We start from the raw sequence: 11332 nt of genomic DNA, 5'->3' as shown, positions 1-11332 counted from the left end.
CACGCCATCCTCATCATGGATCAGGCAGGCTGGCACATGTCCAATCATCTCGTCGTGCCTGAAAACATCACCATCCTGCCACTCCCGCCGAAATCGCCGGAGCTAAACCCCGTTGAAAACCTCTGGCACTTCATGCGCGAAAACTGGCTTCTGTAACGGGCTTTCCCGAGTCAATCCCTTATGAGCTCAATCCGTCGCCGAGTGCTTGCTTCTGTCCGCAGTCGACGCGGGGTCGCTGCTGTATGGGGTCTGCTGAGGAGCGGTTGGCCAATCTCTCTAATAGCGCAGTCAGGAATTGCTGCGTCCAGTTTTCCGGCCTAACCTATCCATCGTCCCGGCGAAGGGACCTTGCTCGGGGGGCTGATGGTATGGCCCGCCCGAAAGCCTGTCTTGTTACATCCTTCCTGCTCAGCCGGCCATGGCTGTCTTTGCCTTGCGAGGGATGAAGTCGGTTCCGTCCCTGAGCATGCGGTGCAACACCACCGCCAGCTTGCGGGCCAGTGCAACGCGCGCCTTCCTGGGCCCCGCACGTCTTGCGATTGCCAGCGCCCAAGTCTTAAGATCCGAGCCTTTGACCGGCCGGGTCAAGATGACGTTGGCCGCCTCGTAGAGCGCGGTTCGTACGCCCACATCGCCGATCTTCGAGATTCGACCAGTGTAATCGGTTTCGCCCGATTGATACTTCTTCGGCGTCAATCCGAAGTGCGGCCCCACCGCTCGGGATGATCGGAAACGCTCCGGAGCGCCAACGGCCGACACAAATGTCAACGCCACCAGAACGCCAACACCGGGCGTCGTCATGAGCCGCCGCGCGCTGTCGTCCTGACGGGCGATACCACGCAGCTTTCGTTCGAAACCTGCAAATTCGTCCGCAAGTGCGTCGCGCACCTTCAACAGCGATGCGGCAATCGCCTCCAAGGTCGGATGACCTTCAATCAGCTCGCGGATCCGTGCCGCATAGGTGCGCCGCGTGGTCGGCCCAACCTTGAGGCCGAAGCCGCGCAGAATACCCCGGATGCTCATTTCGATGTCGTGAAGCTTGCCCTGAAGGAGCTTGCGTGCGGTCAATAGTGCTCGCACCTCCTGGGCCGGAAGAGATTTGCAGTGGACCGGTCTGAACCAGCCAAGCCGCATCAATTGCGCAATGCCTCGCGCATCCTTCTTGTCGGTCTTCACCGGCATCGTCTTGAAGGCCGCCCGCACGTGGCGCGTCTCGATCAGCTCGACCGCCAGACCCGCCCTTGCCATCCCGGCATGGAGCCACTGCGACAAAGGGCCCGCCTCAAGACCGATCCGTTCCATCGCCACGCCGTGCTCGCCAAACCAGGCAATCAGCGCATCAGGATCGCTCAGCACTTTTGCTTCCCGCACGATGCGGCCATCCGCATCCACTACGCACACACTTGAGTATTCCAATGATACATCGATACCGGCATACTGCTTCATGGTCGTCTCTCCGTGATGCTATGGAGCAGGCCCTTCCTGACTCCGCGACACCATCATTGTGAGGGACGACCACCAAGCCTCCAAACTCAGCTGGCTGGGCTCAGACCGTTACACCATCTCTCGAACCGAGTCTTCAAATCATACGACGACATTGTCGATCACTGCTGCGATGCCTGGCGAAAGCTCGAAAGCCAGCCATGGCGGATCATGTCCATCGGTCGCAGAGAATGGGTCAATGGGTTCTGATCAGCGAGGATCCGTATTACAGATCAGCCTACGCGCGATCTCCACCAGCGAGCCGCAGATGAACGCCGCTTCCTCGGATGTAAGGAATGCGACGAGAGCATCCGCGTCCGGTCGCCGAGTAGCTGAACCGACACCGGAACGCGCCTGCTAATCTTGCCGTCAATCTCGAGCTTCCTATTTTCCGACACGTCTCGGTAAAAAGTCCGCTCAACCGGAATAACGAAGTACATATAACGGGGGTCCACGTGGCTTGGCTGAGCATCGCCGTTGTAGTCGTTCTAGCCCCGGTGTTTTTATCGTTCGCGGCAGCTTCAGAACATGTTCGGTTCCTGAAAAGGGTTAAGAAGGTTAGCGCAAAAGCACTCCCGACCATGATTGCCGGCACTGAGCTCGATAAATACGCAGCAAAGATCTGTCGCGAGCGTAATGGCGACAGTGGCCTTGTGTTGCTGCCGTCAAACCTAGACGCCTTCGCCGTAAGAATGCGGACCGCGGGCATGGCTGGGCGCAGTCTCGACCTGATGTATTATATGTGGAAGTCGGATCTGACAGGTATGTTGGTCATGCAGGAGGTCATTGCCGCGGCCGACCGAGGCGTTCGTATTAGAATGCTGCTGGACGATCTCGGCGTTTCGATTTCCGACCGGATTTTTCACGCGATAAGTTGCCATCCTCATATCGAACTGAGGCTCTTTAATCCAACCAGGACGCGCGATAATTCCATCTGCCGCGGGATCGAGATGGCGCTAAGATTCAGAAGCGTCAACCGACGCATGCACAACAAGGCCTGGATCGCCGACGGCCGAGTTGCTGTCGTTGGCGGCCGTAACATCGGTGACGAATACTTTGACGCAGGGAAAGACGCGAATTTTCGGGACCTAGATCTAGTCATGGTCGGCGATGCAGTGGCGAAAACCGAAGCGATATTCGACGATTACTGGAATAGCATGGCCGCCGTGCCTGTTCGCTCGCTGCTGTCACGTCGATCAAACCGGTTGACCAAGCTTCGGCAAGTCATGGATCGTAACCGCTCAACGGAACATGCCAAGCCGTATCTCGATCGTATCGGAAGCGGCCATTCGCTCGAGGACATCGTGGGGGATGACGGGTTCCTTTGGGCTGAGCACGTCAGGGTTCTCGCCGACCCGCCGGAGAAAGCTGCAGGGAAACGCCGCAATGGTCAGAACTTGCTAATGCAAACGCTGCTTCCGGTCATCGCGAGCGCCAGGCATTCCGTCAATATCACCTCACCATATTTCATTCCGGGGGAACGTGGAGTCGCCGCCCTAACGAAGTTGAGTAACGCTGGAGTGAAAGTATCCGTCCTAACCAACTCACTGGCAGCTACCGATGTCGCAGCCGTACACGCGGGATATTCCCGCTATCGCGCTGCCTTGCTGAAGGGTGGCGTATGCCTTTATGAGCTGCGTTCAGTCGCCGGCCAAGGGTCTTTCTCGCTTCGCGGGTCAGGACAGGCAAGCTTGCACACCAAGGCCTTCTCGAGAGACGGCCAATACGGCTTCATTGGATCCCTCAATCTCGATCCACGGTCTGTGTCTTTGAACACAGAAATGGGCGTCCTGTTCAAGTCACCAGCGCTCGTAGCACTTATGGACGCTGTGTACGCGGATGAGAACCGACCGGAGCTCAGCTATTTCGTTCGCCTGGATCACGGAAGCGTCACGTGGGAAACCGTCATCGACGGCAAGACCCTCACACTAAAGCGGGAGCCCAGCGCCAGCAAATCACGTCGAGTGATCTGTTGGCTGATCGGATGGCTACCGCTCGAATCTCAGTTGTAAGTCTCATTGGCACTGCGGCTTGCGCGAAGCGGTTGCCTGTCGATGTCGGCTGCCGCCCCGAGCCGCCGTCCGGTAATCCTCAGCAGCCATGGCATAGCGAGAGCTATTAATGCTAGGCGGCGAGTTGCGGCCACGCCCTATGCCACCCAATGTCCCATTTTAGTAGTTTAGCGCCACACAGCCAAACTTGGCAACCAAAGATCAGTTCCGAGTTAGACGCCTATCGGAACCAAATCCGCCCGAAACGCGTTGAAATGTGTGGGTCGCAAGGCGTTTCTAGCGACGGTCCCAACCGAGTTGTGCCTGGAGAATGCTTCTGCGACCCACCCCTCTTGGTCTCATTCCCCAACTGGCCCTGCCTTCGGCGGGGCCTTTTTATTTCGCGTGGTTTTCTGGAACATGTCTCCGGTCTGCTGGTTTTTCTCGTTCCCCAACCAGGAGTAAAAACCATGTTGCTCAAGATTTTGTCCGGTCTCGCTGTTGGCTTTGTCCATGTCCACGGGTGCGTTTGCTCAAAGTAATACTGGCAGCAAGGGCGGCACTAATGCTTCAGGCGGAAAGGACAGCGGCTCTTCGGCTGCCGCTTCAACCACAGGGACAAAGAGTGGGTCAAACGACCCCGGCAACAAAGCAAGCGTTGCATCCGGCCAGGCCACGGCGAACAGTAATGCGACTTCACCTAATAGCCACGGCAAGTCGCAGGATTGTAACGGTATGGCCACAACAAAAAACACCACTCACAAGAAACACGAAGCAAACAAGACCGCGTCAGCCGATTGCCGTTGACACGACGCTTGGCGCTCGCAGTCGGCGCGGACCCTCGATGTGACAGATAGTTTGGGGTGGCTGCGCGGGAACAATTTCCTTGCGCCAATGTTCTGGTAGCGGGCCGTGATGGATCTATGGACGCGCACCCCAAGGCCCAGCCCGCGCCGAGTGTCTAGCATTGCGACCCACCTCCTGGGTTGATTTGAACTGGCCCCGCTCCGCCGGCGGGGCCTTTTCAATACCAATCACCGATACGGAGAAACGCACTGTCGCCGCGAACCGCTGTTGGGCTGGAAGGTATTGTCGGACACCCGGAAAGTACGAAATCTGTTTCTGCACCAAGCAACGTGACGGCTGTTTCTCGACGGCGGGCTGGCACGGTGAACGGGCTGCGCGGTGCGGGGTCGCGATATCGCACTTCCCACAGCCACCCCGGTTGTGAACGCTGCGGCCGGATACCACCAGCCATCATTGCGTCGGCGGCAACCCCTGCATTGCGAACGCGACCCGCGGTACCCGCGCCAATAGTTTGAACTGGAACGATTGGACGTATTTCGCCCAGAGGAGCGGCGGCCGGATTGAACCTTTATAACGTCGCTGGGCACGTCTGATATCGTCATTCTCTGGATCGGTGCCGCGTTCGTCGGCACAAACCAGGCCGGAAACATCAAAAAGCTGGCAATTGCTGCAAGGACCTTCTTTGCCATGCTTCGCTCCCGAATCCACTCAATGCTTAAGCAATATGGATCGGCTGATGCTTTGGTCGCCCGCAGGGTCAAGGAGTTGATCGGCGAATCTTAGTAAATGTCGCTTCAAGTGTCGATCTGCGCCAGATCGTTGCGGAACTGTATTTTCGATAGCGGCATATCGATTTTGAATACCAGCCCCTGCGGCTCGTACACGACACCAACCTCACCGTAGGCATTCAAGCTGGAGAAGATGAGGCGCGATCCGAAACCCTTGCGCGTGGGGTCGACTACCGGCGGGCCGCCGGTCTCACGCCACGCCGAAACGAGGAAATCCTCTCCATCGCGGCGTTCTACCATCCATGACAGATCGATCCGCCCTTCCGCATTCGAGAGGGCTCCATATTTCAATGCGTTTGTGAGCAGCTCGTGCAGGACCAGCGAGAATGAAAGCGCGGCTTGAGGCCCCAGTTCGACGTCGGGTCCTTGCGCCTTCATGCGGGCACTTCCTTCCAGACCGATGTTTATCCTTGCCGCCTCGACTATGTTTCCCAGCGTCGCGCTCGTCCAGTTCTTCTGAAGCAGGATGTCGTGAGCCGTCGAATAGGCGGCTAGCCGTGACTGGAGCTTTTCCGAGGCGTCGTCGAGAGAGGCCGCATTGCGAAGAGACTGAATGGCGATCGACTGGACCACCGAGAGCGTGTTCTTCATCCGATGACCGAGTTCGTGCATCAGGAGACGCTGCCTGTCGGACTGATCCCGCTCCTGCGTTCTGTCACGAAGAATTTTGATGAAGCCGATGGCGGTGTCGTCGTCCGCTCGCAGTGCCATCATTTCTCCGGATGCCCAGAACGTCGTGCCATCTTTCCTGAGATGCCAACGCTCGTCGCTTCCCCGTCCGCGGTTAAGAGCCGCTGTCATCTCCCTCTGAGGCACGCCCTCTTCCCTATCCTCCTGGATGAAAAAAGCGGTAGCGGGTTTGCCAACCATTTCTTCCGCTGTCCAACCCAGGATTCGGTGTGCGCCCTCGTTCCAACTTGTGACGAGGCCGTCGAGGTCCATAGAGATGATCGCGTAGTCGATCGCGCTCTGAACAATCGCCTCGAGGAACCGTTCTCTCGAGGAAATCTTGTCAGTTCCGATCTCGATCTTCATGGACCTGTTCCTTGGAAACGGGCGCCACTTCTTATGGCACGATCCGGATCCTCGTGGGGCAAATAAGTCGAAGCACAGGGCCAAATGTACGAAGCTTGCGGTCGGATTTCAATCTTTTCGTCAAGGCTTTGTCGCTCAATCCGGCCTCGTTATCGGTGGCCTGGGTCGCGAATTGATGCGTCCCACACCGAAATCGCACAGCGACGCCGGTTGCGATCTCCGCCATGCTACCGGCTTCGGTCTTCCCATTCTGATCTATGAAATAGCTTGCATCGAGGAAGCGTCCCTTCACGAGTCGCTTCGTCCTTCTTGACGACGTCGCTATTGTCGCCTCTTGTCCGGCACGGAAGGTCTCCTGGAAAGAGGCGATCTTCATCCGGTCAAAGGCAAACGAGATCTTCTCCCTGGTCTGGGATTCTTTGCTCTCGCTCCTCTGCTCGTCGCTCATGGAGTGGAAACGGCCATGCCGAGCTACGGTTTCCATTCTTGGGCGACTGTCGAGGAAAGTGCGCCCGTTGTCGAGATCGTGTGACCGACGCTCGGTTCGATGTCGAGTTCCACCTTGAAAACCTGCCGTCTTGAGCTGAGCCGCCGCCACCGAGGAAGCCTTTGAGGGCATGGTCCCCTTGCCGCGCACGAGTAGGACGGGCGCCGACTTGCTCTTGATGAAGACGGGGTGGGCGGAAGAAGGCGGGCGAAGGACACGACTGCGCCGACTTGCCATCGTGCCGAGCCGAGGGCGTCCAGGGCGACTATCGAGCCCTGCGAGACGCCGACGAATGCAATCCTTTCGCGGGCGTCGCCGAATACTTCTCTCCTGACGCCGTCGGTCACTCACCGATTGGATGCGATCCGGCCGCAACTGCGTGCCATCGACGCTGAACCATTGGTGTCCGTACCGCTGATGGAAGGGAGCATCCGGCGCGGGCCGTGACCTTACGTCGGATGATGTGAATGAGACTAGGAGGTCGGATCCTGCATGCTCGCTCCCTCGATCTGCTCATACGTGCATTGCGCCGGCTTCTTGTCCGGCCGCCAGCGCATCAGTTTTGTGCCGTGACGGAACCGGCGGCCTGTTACATGGTCGAACCGCACCTCAACAACGAGATCCGGCTTGACCGGCTCCCAGTTTCCGCTTCGCCCGGTGCTCCATCGGCTGGGACCGCCCGGCGCCTTTCCGGTAAAGCCCGGTGCCTCTCGCCTTGCTTCCAGCCTTTCAGTCAGGGCCGCTCGATCGGCGTCCGCGATGGTCGAGGTGAAGCCGACATGGTCAAGCTCGCCGCCCGCATTGTAGAGGCCCAGCAACAGCGACCCAACTTCCTTCGATTTACTCTCGTAACGAAAGCCTCCGACCACACAGTCAGCGGTGCGGAGACGCTTGACCTTGATCATCGCACGTACTCCAGGCTCGTAGGTGCCGTCGAGACGCTTGCAGACTACGCCGTCGATGCCGCCATTGCCTGCCTGCGACAGCCACGCACGGGCGAGAGTATAATCAGTAGTGTAAGGCGACAGAACGAGGCTCTCCGTTCGCTGGAAAGGCGAGATCACAGCTTCCAGCTTGGCTCGCCGCGTTTTCAGGGGGGTATTGACTTGTGAAACCCCGTCAGGGCTGAAAAGGATATCGAAAAGCACGAGTTTTGCAGGCGTCGAGGCGGACAACTTGCGTACTCGACTTTCGGCGGGATGGAGCCGCATCTGCATTGCCTCGAACGAAAGTTTCCCTTCGATCTCGATGACAAGCTCCCCGTCGACGACCATGCTGCCGATTGGGAGATCTCCCAGCAAGGCCAGCACCTCCGGAAAGTATCGCCCGAGAGGTTTCCCGGACTTGGCCCGAAGATCGACCGCGTCGCCATCCTTGAATGCTAGACACCGAAATCCGTCCCATTTCGGCTCGTATTGCCACCCCTCCTCCGCGGGTAGTTCGGCCGACGACTTTGCCTCCATCGGTTCAAAATCGACTGGCAGGCCAAACTTCTGAGTGTTTTTCGCCATCGAGCTTCCTTTCCACGGTGGATTTGTTATGCGTACGGAAGTTTATCCAACGGTACCAACAGCTTCCTCTCTTCGCGCGATCTTGCAGTTCGACGGGCAGGACGTAGTTCCTCGATCGTTGGCAGCCACCACTCGGCGTCTTTCGGACGTGGCGACTTCGCAGGCCACGCGCGGACAAGTTCCTGAAATGTCGGCTTCCGCCATCGCCCCAGACATGCGCGTCAGTCGCGTGCGGATAGAGTCCAAGACTTTCTCGGCTTCGACCAGTTCACCGGTTACCTCGGTGAAAACGATGATTCCGGCCGCCGTCGCCACCGGTCGTCGGAGCGGCGGGAGGTCGCCGTGTCGCAGCGGATAGCGACGACGCCTGCGCTCCGCCGACCGAAGCCTAGTTCGCCTTTCCTCTTCCGTCCCCTTGCGCTCCTCGGCGCGATGTCGTCTTTCCTCGGGTTCGTTCCTGCGGGCTGCTGCCTCGATCTCCGCCCATCTCCGTCGGAGGTCTTCATACGACCGGAAGGGCACATGCCAGATCCGGCGATCGCCGTCCCAACTGGAGAACGGCACCTCGCGGAGCTTATCGACGATAGTCTTCGAGTATGGCGTCCTGATCCGGAAGCCGGCCTTGCCAAGTTCCAGGTAGGCGCTTTCGATCGGAGCGAACTCGAAGGCGTCCCTGCCCTTGGCGTCGGCGTGGGCGTCGGCTTCCGCTTGTAATTCGGCGAGCCATTTTCCGAAACGTTGAGAGGCTGTCCTCCCCGGCACGAACCAAGCTTGCCGGTCGTCGCTCCACCGGGCACGTGGAAAACGCCGCCGAAATTGCTCGATAGGTATCCGGTCGAACGGGGAGGATGCGTCGGCGCCGGGCCTGGCTTCGACTTGGTCTGTCATTGGGCCGAAGGTGGTTATCGGTTTCGGCACGGTCATTCAGTGGAAACGCCGATACGTTCGTTCGGTTTCTCAAGCCAGTCCATAGAGGGAACAATTTCGCAGCCGCAACTGTCTTTCACTTCTCGGTGGATCTCGGAGAGCGTCGGTCGGATCGCCATCCCCGGCGAGTAGGACGGAGTTGTTCGATGATTTCGTGCCATGCGGCGCGTCCTCCTCAGATCTTGATCGCCGTTGACGACACACTGATGGACGCCAGCTTACGCTGGCAGGCGCCGCGTATCTTCATTTAGAAGTTGCGACAGTCGCTTGGCATTCTTGGTCGCATTACCCTCGCGATCGTTGTTGAAGTAAGCCCACACCGTCTTTGCCTCGCTCTGCTTTATTCGTTCAACCCATACCCTTAGTTCGGCGTCGCTATAGTCATGGCGATACCATTGATCGACACCGTGGAAGCGCACGTAAATATCCTCGGCGGTTTGCACGAGCTTATCCGGCAAACGAGGACCACTGCATGAACAGAAGATTGCTCCTGCGGCTTTGAACGCATCAGTAACCTCCTCATTCCACCAGCTCTTGTGCCGGAACTCGACGACGTTGCGGTGCCGCTTGTCGAGTCGAGATAGGATCCGTTCCAGCATCTCCGCGCTGTAATGCACGCTGGGGGGAAGTTGAAACAGGAAACATCCCATCTGAGGACCGAGCAGGTCGGCTATGTAGCCGAAGTCCTCGATTAAAGTCTCTGTATCCTCAAACCGCTTAATATGAGTGATCAGCTCGCACACCTTGACGGTGTAGACGAAGGCTGGGTCTGCTTGGCGGAGCCAAGTTTTGACCGCACCAATTGTCGGCCACGAATAGAACGGGGCATTGAGTTCCACCGTCTTGAAGTGGTCTTGATAGGTCGAAAACCATTGGCTCGATGGAATGTCCGCAGGATAAAATTGCCCCTTCCAATGCCAATAGTACCACCCCGAACAACCAACATAGATTCGACCCGCGACCCGATCGAGCGCCGGGGATACTCTTGCACTACGTTCTGGAGCAATCCGAGCCTGATGCATTTTGCAAGCACGAGCAGCATTTGCATCGCGCTGTTTTTGTCGACGCTCTTGCCGGCGGGCGCGCCGATCGGCGAATTCCTCCGCAGAAAGTGCCGTCATTTAATTCTCCTGTTCGGATTGATCGAGTGAAGGTACCTAATGAGTAACTCGACGGTATCGGAGACGGCACCTATGGGAACGCCTGAGGTCGTGCCGCCATCTTCTTTGGTGACAACTGATCGTTGTTGCAGGAACGGCACGCGCTATGGCAGTTCGTCTGCCGTCTGCCCCAAGGTATCGGCGACATAGGCGCCCCGCGACCCCATCGGTAATGGCGGCCCGGTCGTGGTGTCCTTGGCTGTCTGATGTTCGAGTTCCGCGTTAAGCTCGCCTCCGACGATCAGGATGACGATCGAAAGCCATATCCACATCAGGAAGCCAATCAGCGCCCCGAGCGTGCYGTAGGTCGCGCTGTAGTTGGCGAAATGATTTAGGTAAAAAGAGAAGCCAAGCGACATTGCAAACCATGAGACCGTGACGAGAGCGGCACCCCATGTCATCCAACGAAACCTCGCCGGCTCCCGGCTTGGGCCGAAGCGATAGACRGCGGTGACAGCTRTGGCGACGATCAGAAGCAAAACCGGCCAMCGKAGAAGAAGAGCCAGTTGCTCGCTAAATCGATCGAGCCACAGGTAGGAAAGAACCAGGGGCATGACGGCGACGAGCGCTACCATCGCCGCAGCACACGCCATTGCGCAGAGGGTGAAGCAAAGCGCCACGAGGTTCAGCTTGATCAGCCCCCTCTTCTCTTTCTCCCCGTAGGCGACATTCATCGCATCRAAGATCGCTAGCGTACCGGTGTGCGTACTCCACAGCGCCACCGCCAGCCCGACGAAAAAGGTGATGCCAAGGGTGGTGTTGCGGGTTTGGGCCAGGTTCTTGATTTGATCGGCGATGATTTCGAAGGCGCCGGGGGGAAGCAGTCCCGARAGYTCGCGGAGGTGATCWGCCATGGTGCCTGGATCCGCCACCAGACCATAGACAGCGACAAGTGCCGCGAGCGATGGGAACAACCCAAGCAACATGTAGAAAGTGACGCCGGCAGCGACGAGGGTCACGCGATCATCGGAGACTTCGTTGACGAGCCGCCAGAAGACATCACGAAGGCCTTTGACGGGTATGTCTTCCGGAACGCCTGCGGTCCTGCCGCGAGCATCGCCCAGATCTTCATTCCGCAACGACCGATCGAACCCGACGCCATGCCTTGTTCGCATCAGTGAGAGCGCGCCGACACTCATTGCCA

8 protein-coding genes and 3 pseudogenes are annotated in these 11332 nt (G+C 58.2%); 3 read left to right on the top strand and 8 right to left on the bottom strand.

The features are described 5' to 3' along the window. Positions 1-150: pseudogene (locus AB4048_RS27995) on the top strand (transposase); the annotation flags it as partial. 258 nt (positions 151-408) lie between these two features. Here AB4048_RS27995 and AB4048_RS27990 read toward each other — a convergent pair. Further along, the gene (locus AB4048_RS27990) at positions 409-1446 is read right to left on the bottom strand and encodes an IS110 family transposase (RefSeq protein WP_442205226.1); all 1038 of its coding nucleotides are present in this window, start codon (positions 1444-1446) and stop codon (positions 409-411) included. Between the two features lie 117 nt (positions 1447-1563). On the opposite strand from AB4048_RS27990, the pseudogene AB4048_RS27985 reads away from it, so the two are divergent. Both AB4048_RS27985 and AB4048_RS27980 read left to right on the top strand, forming a co-directional pair. Then, positions 1564-1692 (top strand): annotated as a pseudogene (locus tag AB4048_RS27985) (IS630 family transposase); the annotation flags it as partial. 245 nt (positions 1693-1937) lie between these two features. Beyond that, on the top strand, positions 1938-3494 hold the full coding sequence (locus AB4048_RS27980; protein ID WP_442205225.1) for a phospholipase D family protein: 1557 nt from the start codon (positions 1938-1940) through the stop codon (positions 3492-3494). Positions 3495-4507: 1013 nt separating this feature from the next. On the opposite strand, the gene AB4048_RS27975 is transcribed toward AB4048_RS27980, so the two are convergent. The 7 genes and pseudogenes from AB4048_RS27975 to AB4048_RS27945 all read right to left on the bottom strand — a co-directional run bounded on the left by AB4048_RS27975 (position 4508) and on the right by AB4048_RS27945 (position 11327). Then, positions 4508-4882 (bottom strand): BA14K family protein, encoded by a 375-nt coding sequence (locus AB4048_RS27975; RefSeq protein ID WP_442205228.1) that lies wholly within the window; start codon positions 4880-4882, stop codon positions 4508-4510. A 192-nt stretch (positions 4883-5074) separates the two neighbouring features. Beyond that, positions 5075-6103 (bottom strand): sensor histidine kinase, encoded by a 1029-nt coding sequence (locus AB4048_RS27970; RefSeq protein ID WP_442205224.1) that lies wholly within the window; start codon positions 6101-6103, stop codon positions 5075-5077. Between the two features lie 31 nt (positions 6104-6134). After that, positions 6135-6722, bottom strand: a complete 588-nt coding sequence (locus AB4048_RS27965) for a hypothetical protein (protein WP_442205223.1) — start codon at positions 6720-6722, stop codon at positions 6135-6137. A 341-nt stretch (positions 6723-7063) separates the two neighbouring features. Then, on the bottom strand, positions 7064-8101 hold the full coding sequence (locus AB4048_RS27960; RefSeq protein WP_442205222.1) for an ATP-dependent DNA ligase: 1038 nt from the start codon (positions 8099-8101) through the stop codon (positions 7064-7066). Positions 8102-8127: 26 nt separating this feature from the next. Further along, positions 8128-9025 (bottom strand): annotated as a pseudogene (locus AB4048_RS27955) (hypothetical protein). 221 nt (positions 9026-9246) lie between these two features. After that, positions 9247-10149: a DUF72 domain-containing protein gene (locus AB4048_RS27950; protein ID WP_442205221.1), complete on the bottom strand. Its 903-nt coding sequence runs from the start codon at positions 10147-10149 to the stop codon at positions 9247-9249. Positions 10150-10292: 143 nt separating this feature from the next. Continuing rightward, on the bottom strand, positions 10293-11327 hold the full coding sequence (locus tag AB4048_RS27945) for a YihY/virulence factor BrkB family protein (RefSeq protein ID WP_442205227.1): 1035 nt from the start codon (positions 11325-11327) through the stop codon (positions 10293-10295). Between the last annotated feature and the right edge of the window lie 5 nt (positions 11328-11332).

Source organism: Rhizobium sp. RAF56, assembly GCF_052113965.1.
Taxonomy (GTDB): domain Bacteria; phylum Pseudomonadota; class Alphaproteobacteria; order Rhizobiales; family Rhizobiaceae; genus Rhizobium.
This window is presented reverse-complemented; position numbering and strand designations above follow the sequence as displayed.

Excerpts from the sequence above, each read along its gene's own strand:
- AB4048_RS27990 (WP_442205226.1), bottom strand. The coding sequence starts at position 1,446 with ATGAAGCAGTATGCCGGTATCGATGTATCATTGGAATACTCAAGTGTG.
- AB4048_RS27975 (WP_442205228.1), bottom strand. The coding sequence starts at position 4,882 with ATGACGATATCAGACGTGCCCAGCGACGTTATAAAGGTTCAATCCGGC.
- AB4048_RS27970 (WP_442205224.1), bottom strand. The coding sequence starts at position 6,103 with ATGAAGATCGAGATCGGAACTGACAAGATTTCCTCGAGAGAACGGTTC.
- AB4048_RS27965 (WP_442205223.1), bottom strand. The coding sequence starts at position 6,722 with ATGCCCTCAAAGGCTTCCTCGGTGGCGGCGGCTCAGCTCAAGACGGCA.
- AB4048_RS27960 (WP_442205222.1), bottom strand. The coding sequence starts at position 8,101 with ATGGCGAAAAACACTCAGAAGTTTGGCCTGCCAGTCGATTTTGAACCG.
- AB4048_RS27950 (WP_442205221.1), bottom strand. The coding sequence starts at position 10,149 with ATGACGGCACTTTCTGCGGAGGAATTCGCCGATCGGCGCGCCCGCCGG.